An 18,468-nucleotide genomic window follows, 5' to 3' on the forward strand; every position below is an offset into this window, starting at 1 on the left:
CGGCGATGGCCCTGCGTTTTCTCGAACCCGTCACGCTGAGCGGCCAGCTTGTCACGCTGGAGCCACTGGAGCGTTTGCACGAGACGGAGCTTCTCGACGCCGCCCGTGACGGCGAGTTGTGGAACCTCTGGTACACGACCATCGCCACGCCCGAAGCGGTGCTGACCTACATCGACACGGCCCTCAAGCAGCGCGAAAAGGGCATCGCCCTGCCCTTCGTCGTGCGCCTGAAGGCCGACGGCCGGCTGGTGGGTTCGACGCGCTACATGAACGCCGATGCCGCCAACAAGCGGGTCGAGATCGGTGGCACCTGGTACAGCCGCAGCGTGCAGCGCAGCGGCGTCAACACCGAGTGCAAGCACCTGCTGCTCAAGCATGCGTTCGAGACGCTGCGCTGCATCGCGGTCGAGTTCCGCACGCACATCCTGAACACACAGAGCCGCGGCGCCATCGAGCGCCTGGGCGCCAAGCTCGACGGCATCTTGCGCAACCACCAGCGCTTGGCCAATGGCACGCTGCGTGACACCTGCGTCTACAGCATCATCGAAAGCGAGTGGCCAACCATCAACGCCCACCTGCGTTGGCAGATGACCAAGCCGCGCTGACGCCAGGCCTCGCCGGGTGTCAACGGCGATGGCATGGCGACGTTGGAGACTCTCGTCGGCCCCACCCGCCCGCCCACCACCTGCCGCAAAATCCGCCGCCATGCTGATCAATTTCTTCTTCACCCTGCGGGCGGCCAAGCTCAAGGTCTCGGTCAAGGAGTACCTGACGCTGCTCGAAGCCCTCCAGGCCGGCGTGATAGACGACGAGCACGGCCCGACGGTGGACAAGTTCTACTACCTCGCCCGCACGTCGCTGGTGAAGGACGAAGCCAACTTCGACAAGTTCGACCGCGCCTTCGCCGCGTACTTCAAGGGCGTCGAGTTGCTGACCGACTTCACCAAAGAGCTGCCGCTCGACTGGCTGAAGAAGAAGTTCGAACTCGAACTCAGCCCCGAAGAAAAAGCCGCCATCGAGAAGATGGGCTGGGACGAGTTGATGGACACGCTGAAGAAGCGATTCGAAGAGCAGAAAGAGCGCCACGAAGGCGGCAACAAGATGATCGGCACCGGCGGCACCTCGCCCTTCGGTGCCTACGGCTACAACCCGCAGGGCGTGCGTATCGGGCAGGACAAGAGTCGCAACAAGAGCGCGGTGAAGGTCTGGGACCAGCGCCAGTTCAAGGACTACGACGACCAACTCGAACTGGGCACGCGCAACATCAAGGTGGCGCTGCGCCGCCTGCGCCGCTTCGCGCGCGAGGGCGCGGCCGAAGAGCTGGACCTCGACGACACCATCCGCTCGACCGCGGCCAATGCCGGCTACCTGGATCTGAAGCTGGTGCCCGAGCGCCACAACAAGGTGAAGGTGCTGCTGCTGATGGACGTGGGCGGCACGATGGACGAGCACATCCACCGCGTCGAAGAACTCTTCAGCGCCAGCAAGGCGGAGTTCAAGCACCTGGAGTTCTATTACTTCCACAACTGCGTCTACGACTTCATGTGGAAGAACAACCGCCGCCGCTACAGCGAGAAGTTCAGCACCTGGGACGTGATCCGCAAGTACAACAAGGACTACAAGCTCATCTTCGTGGGCGACGCGACGATGAGCCCGTTCGAGATCCTGCAGGCCGGCGGCAGCGTCGAATACAACAACGAAGAACCCGGTGCCGAGTGGCTGCAACGCCTGACCAACGCCTTCCCGAAGTACGCGTGGATCAACCCCGAGCCACAAGGCGTGTGGGGCTACCGGCAGAGCATCGCGGTCATCCAGCAATTGATGAACCAGCGCATGTTCCCGCTGACGCTGCAAGGGCTCGAAGGGGCCATGCGACTGCTGAGCAAGTGAACGCATGACCCTCGGGCGCTTGCGCGCTGGCGACTGGGCCGGCCGGTTGATGGGGCACGTGGGCATGGCGCTGGCGGCCGGGGGCCTGTGGGGCTGTGCGGCGCTTGCGCAGCCAGCGGGGCCCGATGCGCCCAGCGAGCCGGCGCCGGTCGCGGCTCCAAGCTCAAGCGCCGCATCGGCCCCTGCGCCGGGTGCCGAACCCGGCGCCCCGCCCCCCACCGCACCGGCCGACACCGGCGCCGCCTACCAACTGGTGGTGGACGCCCCCGGCAACCTGCGCGACCTGCTGCAGACCTACCTCGACTTGGGCCGCTTCCAGGGCGAGGCGGACGCCGACCGCATCACCTCGACCGAACTCAACCGGCTGATCGCCGCAGCGCCCGCGCAGGCACGCTCGCTGCTCGAAACCGAGGGCTACTTCAGCGCCGAAGTCACCGTCGAACGGCAGCCGTCGCCGTTCGAGGGACCGCCGCGCGTGGTGGTGCGCGTCGAGCCCGGGCCCCGCGTGCAGGTGAAGGCGTGGTCGCTCAACGTGCAGGGCGACCTGTCCACACGCGGCGGGCGCGGCGAGGCCGATGCGCTGGCCCTCATCGAGCAGTTGCGCGCGCGCTGGCCGCTCAAGACCGGCGATGCCTTCCGGCAGCCGGCGTGGAACTCGGCGAAGAACACCGCCCTCGCCCGTCTGCGCGCCGAGGGCTACCCGGCGGCCTCGGTCGAATCGACCGAGGCCCGGGTGGACGCGCGCACGAACGAAGCCCACCTCACCGTGGTGTTCGACAGCGGGCCCCTCTTCCTGCTGGGCGAACTGCGTATCGAGGGCTTGCAGCGCTACGACGAGAGCGCGGTGCGCAACGTGGCCGACTTCGACGTGGGCACGCCTTACACCGAAAAACGCATGCTCGACTTCCAGGAGCGCCTGACCAAGGTCGGCCTGTTCGAGAGCGTCACCGTCGAGATCGACCCCGACGCGGCGGCGGCCTCGGCCACCCCGGTCACCGTGAAGCTGCGCGAGCAGACCCTGCAACAGGCCACGACCGGTGTGGGCTTCAGCGACAACACCGGCCCGCGCGTGACGCTCGAGCACCGCCACCGCCGCCCCTTCGGCTGGAACCTGCAATCGCACAACAAGTTCGAGATCGGCCGCGACCTGCGCTCGTGGGAAGGCGAGCTCATCTCGCACCCGACCGAAGGTCAGTACCGCAACCTCATCGCCGGCAGCGTGTCGCGGCTCGACACCGCCGGCGACGTGACCATCGCCTCGCGCGCCCGGGCCGGCCGCTTGCTGGAAACCGAACGCATCGAACGCCTGAGCTTCGGCGAAGTGATCCGCTCAGCCACCACCAACGCCCTCGGGCGACGCACCAGCCAGACGGTCGCCGCCAACCAGCACGCGGTGTGGCGCGGGGTGGACAGCGTGCTGCTGCCCACCGAGGGCTACACGGCCTCGGTGCAGGCCGCTGCCGGCTATGCGCGCTCGAACTTCGCCGACAGCGGGCCCTTCGGCCGCGTCTACACCCGCGTCACCGGTTACTGGCCGCTCGGCCGCGCCTGGTACAGCTCGCTGCGCGTCGAGGCCGGGCAGATCATCTCGAAGCCCGACATCGGCCTGCCCGAGGCGCTGCTTTTTCGCGCCGGTGGCGACGACTCGGTGCGCGGCTACCCGTACCGCACGCTCGGCCCCAAGATCAACGGCACGCTGACCAGCGGCCGGCACCTCTTCACCACCAGCGCCGAGCTGGCGCGCCCCCTCAGCGACCGCATGCCTTCGCTGTGGTGGGCGATGTTCGTGGACGCGGGCAACGCCGCCAACAAATGGAGCGAGCTCGACCCGGCCGTGGGCTACGGCCTGGGCCTGCGCTGGCGCAGCCCGGTCGGCCCGCTCAAGCTCGACGTTGCCTACGGGCAAGAACTGCGCAAAGCCCGCCTGCACCTGAGCGTGGGCATTGCGTTCTGACGCCGCGCCCGACCGAGCCATGAGCGACGACGCCGCCCTGCCCCCACCGGCCCCGCCGGAGCCGGCTGCTCCCCCCCCGCCCAGGCGCCGGTTCGGGCGTTTCGGCGTGTGGGGCTGGCTGGGCGTGCTGCTGCTGATCGTCGTGCCCTCGCTGATCGTCGGCTTGCTGTGGTGGGCCATGGCCAGCGCGGGCGGCACCGCATGGCTGCTCGCGCGCCTGCCCAGCCTGCAGTTCGTCGAGCCGCAGGGCAGCCTGATCGGCGACTTTCGCGCGAAGCAGATGACGGTGCTGCTCAAGGGCGACGACCGCATCGTGATCGACCAGCCGCGCTGGGACGACCTGCGTGTGCGCTACACCGCCGACCCGGACACCTGGGTGGCGATCCGCGCCCGGCAACTCTCTGCCGAGCGGGTGACGCTGCAACTCGCGCCCAGCGGCAAGCCCTTTGCGCTGCCGCCGCAGCTGCGGTTGCCGATCACGCTGGCCATCGACGCGGTGCAGGTCGGCGAGCTGCGCTTGCCCAATCCCAACGTGCCCCTGTTGCACGACTTGCAAGGCCGCGTGCGCCTGGGCATGGACGGCGGCACGCTGCACCGCATCGACAACCTCGCCCTGCGGCTGGACCCGATGCAGCTGCGCGGCCATGCGCAGATCGGCGCCGACGCACCGATGACGATGGACGTGCAATTGAGCGCCAGCCAAAGCACCACCAGCGCACCAGTGGTCTTGCCGGCATGGGCCCAGGCGCTGCGAGCCGACTGGCAGGCGCAGTTGAGCGCGAAGGGGCCGCTCGCGCGCTTCAGCGCCTCGGCGCGCCTGCGAGCACAAGGCCAGCAGCTGGATGCCGAAGGCGTGATCGCCCCCATGGACGCGTGGCCCGTGCCGCAACTCGAAGCCACCACACAGGGGCTCGACCTCTCGGCGCTGCTCGCACGCGCGCCGGTCACGTCGCTGAGCGGCAGCGTCAGCATCGTGCCGCTCAGCAGCGCGGCGCGCGCGGGCACCGGCGACCGCGGCGGCGCACTGTCGGCACGCGGCACGCTCAGCAACGCCCAGCCGGGTCGCTGGACCGAGCAGCGCCTGCCGATCCGCCGGGTGGTGTTCGACCTGCGAGGCCAGGCCAACCGGCCCGACCACTTCGAGATCGCGTCGATGGACGTGCAGTTCGCCTCGGGCCTGCGCGACGCCGGGCTCATCGAAGGCAAGGGCCAGTGGACGGCCGGGCGCTTCGAGCTGAAGACCGTGCTGAGCCGGCTGCAGCCCGGGTTGATCGACCCGCGGCTGCCGGCCATGAGTCTCAGCGGCCCGATCGCGCTGAAGGGCCACGTGGCCCGCGCCGCGCCGCAAGCATCCCAGCCAGCCGCCTCGCAGCCCGCTCCTGAACTGCACGCCACGGCCGACCTCACCGGCCGGCTCGAAGCGGCCGCGCGCGAGGTGCGCGTGAAGCTCGATGCGCAGGCCACGCCGCAGCGCATCCAGGTGAATGAGTTCCGCGCCAGCGCCGGCGGTGCGCACGCCACGCTGGCCGGCACCGCCGAGCGCGGCGCAGAAAGCTGGGACTTGAAAGGCCAGGCCGCGCTGGCCGACTTCGACCCGCAGCCGTGGTTTCCGGGCGTGCCCGGCGCGGCCTGGGCGCGCGGCTCGCACAAGCTCAACGCCAAGGCCGAATGGGCGCTCAACCTGCCCGACAGCATCGGCACGCCCTCGCGCCGCGCACGCATCGACCGGCTGGCTGGCGTGCGTGGTACCGCCGAGGCGCGGCTGAGCGACAGCGTGCTGGCCGGTGTGCCGCTGAGTGGCGAACTGCGCCTGGCCCACCCGAGCCCGAGCCAACCCTTGGCCGCGTCCGCCGTGCTCGACCTCGTCGGCAACCAGTTGCGGCTCGATGGCAGCCTCGCGCCGGTGACCCAGCGCAGCGGCGAGGACCGCTGGACGCTGAGCGCCCGCGTTCCGGCGCCGGGCCGGCTGACGCCGCTGCTCAGCCTGGTGCCGGGCCTCGAACGCTCGGGCCTGCTCGATGGCCTGACCGGGAGCCTGAGCGCGGATGCCCGCGTCAACGGCCGCTGGCCCGACGCCACGATGAGCGGCACCGCGCAGCTACCCAGCCTGCGCGCGGGGCCGCTGCTGATCAATGGCGGCCAATCGCGCTGGCAGCTCGGCACACGGCGCGATGCGGCGCTCGACGTGCTGGCCGAAGTGGCCGACCTGCGCTGGCGCGGTCAGCGTGTCGATGCGACCCGGCTGCAACTGCAGGGCAGCGCACGCGAACACACGCTGTCGTTCCAGTCTGAACTGCACGCGACGCCGCCCGCCTGGGTGGACGCGCTGCAAGGCACGGCCGGCGCCTCGCGCGTGGGCACCGCCCACACCCTGGCGCGCGGCTCGGCGCGCGGCACGCTCGACGGCGGGGTGTTCGACAGCGCCGAGGGCAGCGCCCGCCCCGCGCCCTACCACTGGCGTGGGCTGGTGCAACTGCTCGAATTGCGCGGCAGCCAGGCCAACGCCATCCCATGGTTGCGCACGCGCGACGTGACCCTGGCGCTCGACGCCGGCCCGGCCGCGCAGGTGAGCGTCGGCCCCGGTCGCGTCGAGCTGCTCGACGCCGCCATGCGCTGGACGCGCATCGCCTGGCAGGCCGGCCAGGGCCTGCAGACCCAGCAGATCGACATCAACGCCGAGTTGGAGCCCCTGCCCGTGGTGCCGCTGCTGCGCCGGCTGCAGCCCGAGTTCGGCTGGAGCGGCGACCTGCACATGGGCGGGCGCATCGTGGTGAACCAGGCCGACGAGTTCAGCGCCGACATCGTGCTCGAACGCGCGCGCGGCGACCTGCAGGTCACCGACGATGCCGGCACCACGCCGCTCGGTCTCACCGACCTGCGCGTGGGCTTGAACGCGCAGGACGGCGTCTGGAGCTTCACGCAGGGCCTGGCCGGCCGGCAGCTCGGCCAGGCGGCCGGCGCGGTGGTCGTGCGCACGTCGCCGCGCCGTGCCTGGCCGGAACCCGAGGCGCCGATGCAAGGCGTGCTCGAAGCGCAGGTGGCCAACCTGGGCACCTGGGGCACCTGGGTGCCCCCGGGCTGGCGGCTCGGCGGCCGCCTGGGTGTCACCGCCAGCATCGGTGGCCGCTTCGGCGCCCCGCAATACACCGGCGTGATGACCGGCAGCGGCATCGCCGTACGCAACCTGCTGCTGGGCGTGGATGTGTACGGCGGCGAACTCGACATCACCCTCGAAGGCGAGACCGCGCGCATTCGCACCTTCACGGCCAAGGCCGGCCCGGGGCGCGTCGAGCTCACCGGCGACGCGACCTTCGGCGCCAACCCGCGCGCGCAGCTCGCTCTGGTGGCCGACCGCTTCCAGGTGCTGGGGCGCGTGGACCGCCGCGTGGTCGCCAGCGGCAAGAGCCAGTTGCTGCTCGACCGCGACAGCCTCGCCCTGACCGGCAAGCTCGCGGTAGACGAAGGCCTGTTCGACTTCTCACGCGGCGACGCGCCCAACCTCGGCAGCGACGTGGTGGTCACCGGCCGCCGCAACGAGCCCGCAGCACCGGCCGCGCCGTCGACGCGCTCGCGCAAGAGCAACCTCGACCTGCTGGTGAACCTGGGCGACCGGCTTCGCGTGCGCGGGCGCGGCATCGACACCGGCCTCAAGGGCGAAGTGCGCATCACCAACCCGGGCGGGCGCATCGCCATCCACGGCAGCGTGAGCACCGAAGACGGCACCTACGCCGCCTACGGCCAAAAGCTGGAGGTGGACCGCGGCGTGATCGCCTTCAGCGGCCCACCCGAGAACCCGCGGCTGGACATCGAGGCCACGCGCCCCAACCTCGACGTGCGCGTCGGCGTGCAGATCGGCGGCACGGCGCAGAACCCGCGCGTGCGCCTGTTCTCGGACACCGACATGACCGACACCGATCGGCTCTCATGGCTGCTGCTGGGTCGCGCCAGCGAAGGCTTGGGCACCGGCGACACGGCGCTGCTTCAACGCGCCGCACTGGCGCTCCTGGCGGGTGAAGGAGAAGGCGTCACCGACCAAATCACCAAAGCCATCGGCATCGACGAGGTCTCGGTGAGCCAGAAAGACGGCGAAGTGCGCGAAACCGTCATCACCCTGGGCAAGCAGCTGTCGCGCCGCTGGTACGTGGGCTACGAGCGCAGCCTGACCGAAACGACCGGCACCTGGCAGCTCATCTACCGGATCGCCCAACGCTTCACCTTGCGGGCGCAGTCGGGTCTCGACAACTCGCTGGATCTGATCTGGAGCTGGCGCTGGGAGTGAGTCGCCAATACCCCAAGCCCGCCGTCGCCTGACGGCATGCCTAGGGGTTGACGCGCCGCGCGCATCAGGCCGCCGTGGCGAGCTCGAGCGCGCGGATCGCGCGGTGGCCGCTGTCGAGGGCCCGCACCAAGGCATCGTTGGCCGTCTCGAAGCGGTGGCCGCCGAAGAGCCGCTCGTCGCGAAAGACCAGTTCCGGCGGGCGCCCGGCGCCGCGGCGCCGGTGGACGACCACCCCGGCCACATAGCCCCCCGTCGGTTCTTCCATCGCTCCGGCATAGATCCGGAAGTCGCCCATGTCACGTTCGGTGAAATGCATCGCTGGCTCCTTGTCGCCGACATCCCGCGTCGACATGGGGAAATCTTCGGCGCCGAAGGTCCGCATGACATCCGCAGGGGGTGGGCCCCGCTTTGGGGGAGAAGCAGTGCTTGCGTAAAAGCGTTGTTACGCAGCCTCAGGGAATGCCCGCACCGCTGACCTTCTCAAGCTTGGCATCGAAGCGAGGCCGCACATAAAGTGACAATGCCAATCTTCACCCGCCCTGACCCGAGGCAAAGGCACGCCATCCCTGTGCTTACGAGGTGAAACGCTCCAGAACCCAGGGGGCGATTTCACCCCGGCCGCCCGCGGTCTCATCCAGCGCAACGCGAGGCTGCATGCGGCTTTGCCGGTTTGTATACGTTTGCTTACGAGTGCAACCTAAAGCAAAAGGCGCGGAAAGGCGGGCGAAAATCACTGTCGCCACGGACGACCCATGAGGCTTGTCAAGGACACTGGCGCGCTCCGTAAGCGGGCGGTCGCTGTCTGCGGCAAGTCTGTGTTTTCAGGGCTCGTGGCACGCACGAAAAAATCGCTTCCGGAAGCTCGGCCCCTGCAGGGCCGGTGCCGCACATCAGACGTTGGGGACAGAGTTGAACGAACAAAGGGCATCGATGATGAAGAAAGCGGGTCGTGGGGTGGTTGCGGCGTTGGCGGCCGCCTTGGTGTTGTGGGGCCCAAGCCTCGCCTCGGCACAGATTCGCATCGGGCAGACCACCGGGCTCACCGGCCCGGTGTCGGCTTCGGTGAATGAAATCAACATCGGCGCGAAGCTGTACCTCGACTACGTCAATGCAGACGGTGGCATCGGCGGGCAACGCATCGAGCTGGTCTCGATGGACGACAAGTTCCAGCCGCCGATGGCCGTCGAGAACGCCAAGAAGCTGATCGCCGATCCGAAGGTGCTGGCGCTCTTCCTGAACCGCGGCACGCCGCACGTGCAGGCGGTGTTGCCGCTGCTGGCCGAAGGCAAGATCCCGCTGATCGCGCCTTCGACCGGCGCCATGGCCCTGCACAGCCCGGTGCAGCCGTGGATCTTCAACGTGCGCGCGACCTACCAGGTCGAAGCCGAACACGTGACGCGCCACCTGGGCCTGTCGGGCCTCGAAAACGTGGCCGTGCTGTATGTGGCCGACTCCTTCGGCGAAGACGCAGCGGCCGGCGCGAACAAGGTGTTCCGCGACGCGAACAAGAAGCCGGCCGTCTTCGAGGCCATCGACCGCGCCAAGCCCGACTACACGGCCGCCGCGCAGAAGGTCGTGGCCGCGCGGGCGACCGGCGTGCTGGTGATCGGCTCCAGCACCTCGGTGGCTTCGGGCGTGCGGGCGCTGCGCAAGGCGGGCTCGCTGGCGACGATTGCCACGCTGTCGAACAACGCCGCGTCGGGCTTCGTCAAAGAATTGGGCAACCTCGGCCCTGGGATCATCGTCAGCCAGGTCTTCCCGTCCGAGCGCAAGCAGGCGGTGGCCATGATTGCCGAAGCGGTGCGCCTGGCCAAGGCGAGCAAGCTGCCCGAGATCACGCCGGCAATGATCGAAGGCTTCGCAGGCGCTAAGGTGCTGGTGCAGGGCCTCAAGATCGCCTCGAAAGACCCGAAGGGGCTGAGCCGCGCCAGCCTCAAGCGCGCGCTGGAGAGCTTCAACCGCTACGACCTGGGCGGACTGGAGATCACCTACAGCTCGAACGACCACACCGGCCTCAATTTCGCAGACCTGTCCATGATTGGTGAAGACGGGAAGTTCCGGCGCTGATGCGCATGAACGCCGGCGTGCCGGCTCCCGTCCACACCGATCCGCCACCACCAGCACAAGGCGCCGCCGCAGCCGCCGCAGAGCCGCCTGCGGCGGAGCCCGAACCGCCCGCAGCGCCCGAGTCCGGCCGGCTCGCACGCCACCTGGTGGTGTTTTGCGCCGCGCTGGGCGGCTTTGTGGACCTGTACTGCACCCAGGCCATCTACCCCAGCCTGCAAGCGCGCTTCGGCATTTCGGTCGCCGGTGCCGGTGCGCTGGTCACCACGACCACGCTGGTGCTGGCACTGTTTGCGCCCTTTGCCAGCTGGTTTTCTCACAAGGTCGGCGCGCGCCGTGCCACCGTTGGCGGGCTCGCCGGGCTCACGCTCTCGGTGTTCCTGATGGCCTTCGTCGATCAGACCTGGCAGCTGATGGCCTTGCGCGTGATGCAAGGCCTGCTGATCCCGGTGGTGCTGTCGTCGGTCTTGCGCACCAACCAGGCGCTGGGCGGCGAGTCCGAGGCCCTGGCGCTGGCCGGCACCTACGTCAGCGGCACGGTGCTGGGTGGTGTGATGGGGCGCTTCCTGCCCGCAGCCCTGGTGCCGGCCATCGGCTGGACCGGCGCCTTCCTCGCGTTCGCGTTCGTTCATGCGGCGCTGATGGCCGTCGTGGCGCGCTTGTACGTATCGCCGACGCCACAACCGCCGCCACCCGCAGACGCCGCTGAAAGCTCGGGCCCCTCGGGGCCCAAGCCATGGCTGCACATCGCCCTGCTCGGCATGGCAGGCTTCAGCTTGCTGTTCTCGCAAGCGGCGACCTACACCTACATCGCGATCCGCTTCGCGTCCGAGCCCTATGGTTGGAGCACGGCGCAGCTCGGCGCGATCTACCTCGTCTTCTTGCCTTCGCTGGTGTTCGTGCGCCTGTCGCGCAGCCTGGTGGCGCGCATTGGCGCGCTGGCAGCCCTCAAACGTGCGGTGATGGTTTCGACCGCCGGGCTGCTGCTCACACTGGTGTCACCGGCATTGGCCATCGTCGCCGCATTGGTCGTTTTTTCGGTGGGGATCTTCGTGTGCCAGGCCTTGTTGGCACACCTGGTGTCCGCCGCTGAAAAGCAGTACGAAGGTGTGCCGGTCTCTGGCATCTATCTGTGCTGCTATTACCTGGGTGCGAGTGCTGGCGCGATCGCGCCTGCGCTCTTGTGGGCCGACTTCGGTTGGCCGGGTTGCATCGCCTTGGTCATTGGCGTGCAACTTGCAACCGCGACCATTGCAAAGTTAGGGGGATCACGATGGACAGGCGCTCGTTCATAGTGATCTGGCGGAGCTTGCCCGCACTTTCTAAAGCCTTGGGGAAAATCTCGATTGCAGTTGCCAATGCTTACCCATCACACAAACGCAGACTCGTACATTGATTCGGCTGGATCAAAACAGGGGATGAATAAATGAATGACCTGAGCAACGCGGGCGTCAAACTGTTGGGCGGGGAGAGCCTTCCAAACTGGAAGGTCGAAGCCCCGATCGTTCTCGAAACCATTCGTCAGCATCACCACCAAGCCCCTTACCGCGACGTGACGCCCTTTGCGTCGCCAACGGGCACCCACGCGCTGCGCCGCGACCTCATTGCGCGTGCACCGGGCTTTGCCGCCTTCATCGAAGAGCTGGTCGAGCAATTCGACGGCGCATGCGGCATCTTTGTGCCCGAGTTGGGTTTGCAGCACCTCGATGTCGATTCGCGTGCACTGATCGCCTATGCCGTGGGCCTGTGCATCGGCGTACCCACCGCCACGGATCAATACCAAATCATTTGGGACGTGAAACCTCGGCAAAAGGAAGCCGGCTATTTCTCGACGTTTTCTGAAACCGACCTCGAAGCAGCCTTCCACACCGACACCCAGTACTACCCGAGCCCCGAAGAAGCCTTCATCCTCTACACGATGGAGCCCGCCCGCTGCGGCGGCGGCATGTCGCAGGTGTGCGACGCGCGCGGCCTGCGCGCACAGCTCGAAAAAGAAGCGCCCTGGGCCGCCAAGGTGCTGACCGAACAGCCGCTGCCCTTCCGCGTGCCCACCGCCTTCATGACGACCAAGGTGCCGGGTGCGGTGCAGGCGACCATTGCGCCGGTGCTGGGCGACTCGCCGTTCATCCGCTACCGCCGCGACACGCTGGCCGACGGACTGATGCACTTCCCCGAGTACGGCACGGCAGACGTGCACCGCGCGCTCGACAAGTTCGAAGAGGTGCTGGCCGACTGCGCCTACACGGCCGAGTTCTTCATGCCGCGCGACAGCCTCATCCTCCTGAACAACCACCACGCATTGCACGCCCGCACGGCCTTCCAGGACCACGAACGCCACTTGCTGCGCATTCGCTTGCGCTGCGGCGAACCGGTGCTGTCCACCGAAGGACGTCACGAGTTGGTGACCCGCGTGCCCGGCGAGCACGCCCACGCCACGGCCTGAGCACCTGGGCGCAGGGCTGTGGGGCGCTTGCCCTACACTGCGCGCCCAGATCAGCGGGCGACCTCTGCCGATCGCTCGCCGTAGTTCAATGGATAGAACGGCCGCCTCCTAAGCGGCAAATACAGGTTCGATTCCTGTCGGCGGGACCAACCGGCCCCACGACGCGCCGACCTGACCCAACAACAAGGCCCCGACCAATCTGGCGCGGGGCCTTTGTTTTTGCTCGTGCGCCGCGAGCGGCACAGCCGCTGCCTGTCGGTCGCCGAGCGCTCCCTGTCTTGGCTTCGCGTTGCCTTCAGTCCGCGCGACGGCGGCGCGCCGCGTAGCCAACCGCCCCCAGGCCCGCCAGCATCAGCGCATAGACCTCGGGCTCCGGCACGGCCGCCACGGCGTTCAGGCCGATGGTGAAGTCGTCCCAGTCGCGTTGGGCGCCGTTGCTGAAACCCAGCACGTAGTCAAAGCTGCCGAGCGACGTGACGACATCGCGACCCAGCACCACGAAGCCGGCGCCTCCGCGCGAGCGATCTTCGGCACTGGCGTACGAGCCCCCTGTCGAACTGCCGAAGATGAACGACAGCAGTTCGCCCTGGTGGTACGCGCCGGTGATGCTCGCGCCAGGCGCCATCCCGTTGGTCAGCTTGCCGCCCTGCGGCAGCACGAGGTAGTCGAACACCTGCGAATCTTTGCCGATGTAGGTCAGCGTGAATTGGCCGTCGGTTCGAGCGCGAAACTGCCCAGATTCGCCGCTCAGGTAGGGACTTGCATCGAAGCTGGCGCCCACCGGGTCGAATGCCCCGTCGAGGGTGACACTGCCGCGCGAGTCGAATGCCACGTTGGCCGAAGCCGTCGCAGCCATCCAACTCATCGCCGCGGCGATCAGGATGTGCTTGGTGTGCATTGCTGTCTCTCTTCTTTCTGCGTTGAAGGACACCCGGCCGAGCGCAGAAGCTCGACGGGGCGAACGAAGCGTGGGGAGCGCGCTTGCGGACGAGCCGACAGCGCTCTGGCACTGTGTCTCCCGGCGACGCAAGAAGGGATCGGCCAGCGGCGTTGCCCTGCGTAGGCGGCACCTGCAAGCGCTTGTAGGAAGGGCCTCACCCTGATCGGGGGGTGTCGGCGGGCACGCCCACGCGCGCGTTGAGAACCAGTCGCAATGCCAGCGCGAAGCGCGCGCCTGTGTCCACGCCCATGAACTGCGCGCGAGGGGGCGCTGGCGGCGTGAAAAGCGGATGAAACTTCCCCCTGCCGAGCCCTTCCAAGCGAGGGGCGCGGCATATACTGAAATCGCGCGAATTCAAGCCTTCAGGCAGGAAAAGTCACACATGGGTGCCAAGTTCAAAGTAGCCGGTTGGGTCATGGCAGGGGCCTTCGTTGGGGCCCTGGGCACCATGCAGTTGCAAGCCACGGCGCGCAACCCGGTGTCCGAGCTTCCCTACGAGGAAGTCCAGAAACTCGCCACGGTCTTCGGCCTGATCAAGACCGACTACGTCGATCCGGTGGACGAGAAAAAGCTCATCAACGACGCCATCTCGGGCATGGTGTCGGGGCTCGACCCCCACTCGCAGTACTTCGACAAGAAGACCTTCAAAGAATTTCGCGAGAGCACCTCGGGCAAGTTCATCGGGGTCGGCATCGAGATCGACATGGAAGACGGCCTGGTCAAGGTCGTCACGCCGATCGAGGGCTCGCCGGCTTTCCGCGCCGGGCTCAAGAGCGGTGACCTGATCACGATGATCGACGACACGCCCGTCAAGGGCCTGACGCTCGAACAGGCGGTCAAGCGCATGCGCGGCGAGCCGCGCACCAAGGTCACGCTGACGATCTTCCGCCGCGCCGAGACGCGCAGCTTTCCGGTCACCATCGTGCGCGACGAGATCCGCACGCAGAGCGTTCGCGCCAAGGTCATCGAGCCCGGCTACGCCTGGCTGCGCGTGAGCCAGTTCCAGGAGCCGACGGTCGAAGACTTCGTGCGCAAGCTCGACGAAATCTACAAGCAGGAGCCCAACCTCAAAGGCTTGGTGCTCGACCTGCGCAACGACCCGGGTGGCCTGCTCGAAGCCTCGGTGGCCATCTCGGCCGCCTTCCTGCCGCCCGAGGCGGTGGTGGTCACGACCAACGGCCAGATCCCCCAGGCCAAGGAAGTGCGCAAGGCCCGCCCGGCCGACTACACCCACAGCCGCGCAGGCGGCGGCGACCCGTTGCGGCGCCTGCCCGCCTCGGTGAAGAAGGTGCCGCTGGTGGTGCTGGTGAACGGCGGCTCGGCTTCGGCCAGCGAGATCGTGGCCGGTGCGCTGCAAGACCACAAGCGCGCGACCATCATGGGCGCGCAGACCTTCGGCAAGGGCTCGGTGCAGAGCGTGCGACCGCTGGGCACCGACACGGCGATCAAGATCACCATCGCGCGCTACTACACGCCCAACGGCACGTCGATCCAAGCCAAGGGCATCGTGCCCGACGTGATGCTCGACGAAACCGCCGAGGGCAAGAACTACGCAGCGCTGCGCCTGCGCGAAGCTGATCTGCAGCAGCATTTGTCGAGCGGCCAGGGCCCCGAGAAGAAAGATCCAGCCCAAGAAAAGGCCCGCGAAGAAGCGCGCAAGAAGCTCGAAGAAGAAGCCGCCAAGACAACCGCGCCGCAGCGCCTGCCCGAACTGGGCAGTGCCGAGGACTTTCAACTCGCCCAGGCGCTCAACCACCTGAAGGGCAAGCCGGTGCTGGTGTCGAAGACGATGACCGAGCGCAAGCCGGACGAGCCCAAGACGAACTGACGGACGCTTCGCCCTCTCGCCAAACGCCCGCGCGACCCGCGGGCGTTTGCCTTTTCAGCGCACGTAGATGAGCGTCGTGGCCCGCGCCTGCACGTAGCCACCAGTCGCCGCCGCGTTCGGGCAGGCCCCGGCGAGCGGCTGGTTGCAGGCGATGGCCGTCAGCCGGAAGATGCTGACCTGCCCGGCGTCGTCGGGCGCACCGGCGGCCTCGCACCGCACCGTCACCGCCGTGCCGCCTGCGCTGAACGGCGGCACGAAGCTCACGGGCGAGGCAGCGCATGGCGCGGCCTGCCGCAAGTGCCGAAAACGCGCCCACTCCAGCCCGGCTTCGGCGGCCTGACGCGCCCGCGACACGGCCAGTTCCGTGGCGTAGCTGTCCTGCATGCCGATGCCTATGCTGGCCCCATACGCGAGCATGCTGCCCATCAGCACGATCACGCCGAGCATCAGCACGGCCGACACGCCCTCCTCCTTGCGACGAAACGATGTCATGGCTGATCCTGCACCGCGAACTGCCAGTTCGCCTCCGCCTGCTCGGGCGCGGCGGCCCCGGGGGCGGTCGCGTTGAATTGCACGCGCATCGTGGCCACCTGTCGGCTCGACGTGGCCGACACACCCACCACGCGAAAGTCGCAGGCAGCGAGGTTCGTGGCCATGACCGCCGACGGCGCCGCACCGAACGCCGCGGGCACGCCGGCCGCCGCGATGGCATGGCCCCACCGGCGCAGCATTTGCCCCGCGGCGTTGCATTCGTAGACGACGGGCGTCTCGACCACCCAGAAGCTGCGCCGCTCCTGCGCGAAGGCGGGCGTGCTGCCGGGGTCAGGAAAGGTGTGGTTCTGCACCTGGAGGCAGACCGCCCCGTTCAACGGTGGCGGGTTGTTGCCGGGTGGGCCGACTGCCGCCAGCCGGCTCTTCGACCCGCCCGTGGCATTGCCGCCCTGGTAAGGGTTGCCGGCGCCGGGAAAGGGCACAGGGTTGACGACGACGAAGTCGGCGTTGACCGCCATTGCCGTGCCGTCTGGCTGTACCAGCGGCCCGAGGCTCGCGAAGCAGTTGTCGGCCGCGTCGAAGCGCAGGCGCTGCGGATCCGGGCCGCTGCAAGCGGCCGGGCAGGCCACGTCGACACCGGCCGCCACGCGGTAGCGGCCCTTCACCCGGTAGCGCAGGAACTCGATGCGGTTGCGCGCCGCGTTCACGCGCAGGCTGCCGGGCACGGCGCGCGCGAAGTCACCACGCATCACCGTGGCGATCTGCTCCATCTCGGTGCTCACCTCAGCGCGTGCGCTGCTGTCGAAGTAGGCGCGCATGGGCATTTGGAACATCGGCACGGCCACCGTCGCCAGCAGAGCCAGCAAGGTGATGGCGACGATCATCTCGACCAGCGTGAAGCCGGCCTCGTTGGCGCCTCGCCGCGATGAGGGGTCAGAAGTTGTTCGGCGCATGGCGCGTCCGCAATCCTTCGACGAACACCGGCTCGACGCCCGGGCAGCGCACATCGACGCGGATGCGCAGCACCTCGGCCGCCGGCACGCCGTTCATCGCCACACGCGCGAGCTGCACGCCGGCGCTGCAGCCGACCAGCACGCTGCCAGGCGGGTTGAGCGCATTGCCGGCCATGTCGCACAGGCCGGCGCAGCCGAAGCCGCTGGCGTAGTCGCTCACGCCGTCGTAGCGGTTGTTGGGGTTGAAGCGCGTCTCGCCGCCTTCCACGCCGAGGTTGTCGACCGAGCCGGCGGGGCAACCCGCAGCATTCGCCGCCCGGCTGGGGGCATCGCAGAAGGTGAAGGGCTGCTGGCGGATCTCCTCCAGCAGCGACTGCGCTATGACGAGCATCTGGCGGTTCTTCATGCCGATGGCGGACTGCTCGGACATGCGCCCCGCCAGCTGCGTGACGGTCGCCGCCATCACGCCCAGCATGACGATCACAAACAGCACGTCGATGAGCGTGAAGCCGCCTTCGGGCGATGCGAGGCGCTTCATCACTGGTAGGCGAAGCCGGTCTCGCGAGCCACACGCACGACGCCTGTGCCCACAGACAGGCTCAGGTTCGCGTTCGGTACCGGCTGCCCGTTGGCGTTGAAGGCCACCTGCACGGCGCCGCCCCAGGCCACACCGAAGGGCAGATCGATCAGGTAGGGCTGCGAGCCCCCGGGCTCGGGCACGGGCAGGCCCGTGCACGCCACGCCGTAGCGCATCTCGGCCTGCTGGGGGGGGCCAGCGACAAGGCGCACGCACACGTCGCGCTGCTGGGCGATGGCGACGCGCCGGGCGTCGCGCAGCATGCCTTGCAGCTGGTCGCGAAAACCGCGCTCTTGGAGCGCGGTTCGGTCGAGCATCCGCGGCAGGGCCACGGCGGCCAGGGTGCCCATCACGATCAGCACCACGGTCAGCTCGACCATGGTGAAACCGCGTGAGGGCTTCATGGCATGAATCAGCAGCCTGCGGTCAGCATCTCGGTCACCGTCGGTGCGGCGCCGATCTGGGTCGGAGGCACGTAATTGAACGAACACGTTGCCGCGTTGACGCCGCCGGTCACCCGAATCTGGCGACCACCGTTCGGTGCAGCGGCGGTTTGATAGCCGTTGGCACCCAGCGCTGCCGTGATGTCTGCAGCAACGGGCGCTCCGGTCAGCTGGACGATGCCCGAAGCGAGCACGATGCCGGCATCCGCGGCGGTCGGGTACAGGCGAAAGACCGGAATCAGTCCGTTTTCCGTACAAACGTTGCCGTTGCCGTTGGCCGCGACGTTCGGTACGCCGAAGCCTGCGCAGGCCAGCTGCACTTGGCCTTGCCGCGCCATGGCGGCACCGTGGATCATGCCGCTGGCGGACAAGACCGCGCCACGCGCCGCGTTGAGCTTGGCCACGCGCGCATCGCGCTGCATGTTGGTGAAGCGCGGCAGCGCTACCGCAGCCAGCACACCCAGGATGACGATCACAACGATCAGCTCGATCATCGTGAAGCCGCGTTGAGAACGTTTGCTCATCTCATAACTCCATTGCGGTTGAAATCTGCCAACCGGGTCACGTTTCCCAGCCGGTCAACGGGTTATCGGCCGGTGGTGAGG

The 18,468-nt window shown here is 68.3% G+C and carries 15 protein-coding genes and 1 tRNA gene; 9 read left to right on the plus strand and 7 right to left on the minus strand.

Translation table 11 applies throughout. The annotated features are described in order from the left end of the window. Positions 1-5 precede the first annotated feature (5 nt). From AC1KAT_RS10550 to AC1KAT_RS10565, 4 genes are all read left to right on the plus strand, one after another. Positions 6-605: a GNAT family N-acetyltransferase gene (locus AC1KAT_RS10550; RefSeq protein WP_480325560.1), complete on the plus strand. Its 600-nt coding sequence runs from the start codon at positions 6-8 to the stop codon at positions 603-605. A 100-nt stretch (positions 606-705) separates the two neighbouring features. Continuing rightward, on the plus strand, positions 706-1,890 hold the full coding sequence (locus AC1KAT_RS10555) for a vWA domain-containing protein (RefSeq protein WP_480325562.1): 1,185 nt from the start codon (positions 706-708) through the stop codon (positions 1,888-1,890). A gap of 4 nt (positions 1,891-1,894) precedes the next feature. Then, positions 1,895-3,844: an autotransporter assembly complex protein TamA gene (locus tag AC1KAT_RS10560; protein ID WP_480325564.1), complete on the plus strand. Its 1,950-nt coding sequence runs from the start codon at positions 1,895-1,897 to the stop codon at positions 3,842-3,844. 19 nt (positions 3,845-3,863) lie between these two features. Then, complete coding sequence (locus tag AC1KAT_RS10565; RefSeq protein WP_480325566.1) at positions 3,864-8,123, plus strand: translocation/assembly module TamB domain-containing protein; 4,260 nt, start codon at positions 3,864-3,866, stop codon at positions 8,121-8,123. Between the two features lie 64 nt (positions 8,124-8,187). Here the strand turns inward: AC1KAT_RS10565 and AC1KAT_RS10570 are convergent, their stop codons facing one another. After that, the gene (locus AC1KAT_RS10570) at positions 8,188-8,505 is read right to left on the minus strand and encodes a hypothetical protein (RefSeq protein ID WP_480325568.1); all 318 of its coding nucleotides are present in this window, start codon (positions 8,503-8,505) and stop codon (positions 8,188-8,190) included. A gap of 548 nt (positions 8,506-9,053) precedes the next feature. Here AC1KAT_RS10570 and AC1KAT_RS10575 point away from each other — a divergent pair. From AC1KAT_RS10575 to AC1KAT_RS10590, 4 genes are all read left to right on the plus strand, one after another. Continuing rightward, positions 9,054-10,190 (plus strand): ABC transporter substrate-binding protein, encoded by a 1,137-nt coding sequence (locus tag AC1KAT_RS10575; protein WP_480325571.1) that lies wholly within the window; start codon positions 9,054-9,056, stop codon positions 10,188-10,190. After that, complete coding sequence (locus tag AC1KAT_RS10580; RefSeq protein ID WP_480325573.1) at positions 10,190-11,482, plus strand: MFS transporter; 1,293 nt, start codon at positions 10,190-10,192, stop codon at positions 11,480-11,482. The genes AC1KAT_RS10575 and AC1KAT_RS10580 overlap by 1 nt, the downstream gene beginning before the upstream one ends. 131 nt (positions 11,483-11,613) lie before the next feature. Beyond that, positions 11,614-12,630 carry a TauD/TfdA family dioxygenase gene (locus AC1KAT_RS10585; protein ID WP_480325575.1) on the plus strand — a complete coding sequence of 339 codons (1,017 nt, stop codon included), beginning with the start codon at positions 11,614-11,616 and terminating at the stop codon, positions 12,628-12,630. 74 nt (positions 12,631-12,704) lie between these two features. Then, a tRNA-Arg gene (locus AC1KAT_RS10590) sits at positions 12,705-12,779 on the plus strand. A 146-nt stretch (positions 12,780-12,925) separates the two neighbouring features. Here AC1KAT_RS10590 and AC1KAT_RS10595 read toward each other — a convergent pair. Next, positions 12,926-13,528: a PEP-CTERM sorting domain-containing protein gene (locus AC1KAT_RS10595; protein WP_480325577.1), complete on the minus strand. Its 603-nt coding sequence runs from the start codon at positions 13,526-13,528 to the stop codon at positions 12,926-12,928. A 424-nt stretch (positions 13,529-13,952) separates the two neighbouring features. Between AC1KAT_RS10595 and AC1KAT_RS10600 the strand changes: the two genes are divergently transcribed. Next, a complete protein-coding gene (locus AC1KAT_RS10600; RefSeq protein ID WP_480325579.1) occupies positions 13,953-15,398 on the plus strand; it encodes a S41 family peptidase in 1,446 nt (481 codons plus the stop codon). Positions 15,399-15,452: 54 nt separating this feature from the next. On the opposite strand, the gene AC1KAT_RS10605 is transcribed toward AC1KAT_RS10600, so the two are convergent. From AC1KAT_RS10605 to AC1KAT_RS10625, 5 genes are read right to left on the minus strand one after another with little or no spacing between them, the layout of a single operon-like run. After that, the gene (locus AC1KAT_RS10605; RefSeq protein ID WP_480325581.1) at positions 15,453-15,890 is read right to left on the minus strand and encodes a hypothetical protein; all 438 of its coding nucleotides are present in this window, start codon (positions 15,888-15,890) and stop codon (positions 15,453-15,455) included. Beyond that, positions 15,887-16,843 (minus strand): type II secretion system protein, encoded by a 957-nt coding sequence (locus AC1KAT_RS10610; protein WP_480325583.1) that lies wholly within the window; start codon positions 16,841-16,843, stop codon positions 15,887-15,889. The genes AC1KAT_RS10605 and AC1KAT_RS10610 overlap by 4 nt, the downstream gene beginning before the upstream one ends. Further along, entirely contained in the window at positions 16,824-17,381 is a 558-nt protein-coding gene (locus AC1KAT_RS10615) for a type IV pilus modification PilV family protein (RefSeq protein WP_480325585.1), read from the minus strand. Before AC1KAT_RS10615 ends, AC1KAT_RS10610 begins: the two co-directional genes overlap by 20 nt. Continuing rightward, on the minus strand, positions 17,381-17,824 hold the full coding sequence (locus AC1KAT_RS10620; RefSeq protein ID WP_480325586.1) for a pilus assembly FimT family protein: 444 nt from the start codon (positions 17,822-17,824) through the stop codon (positions 17,381-17,383). The genes AC1KAT_RS10615 and AC1KAT_RS10620 overlap by 1 nt, the downstream gene beginning before the upstream one ends. A gap of 8 nt (positions 17,825-17,832) precedes the next feature. Beyond that, complete coding sequence (locus AC1KAT_RS10625) at positions 17,833-18,357, minus strand: hypothetical protein (RefSeq protein ID WP_480325588.1); 525 nt, start codon at positions 18,355-18,357, stop codon at positions 17,833-17,835. Between the last annotated feature and the right edge of the window lie 111 nt (positions 18,358-18,468).

This window comes from Piscinibacter sp. PDB5-1, from assembly GCF_056676035.1.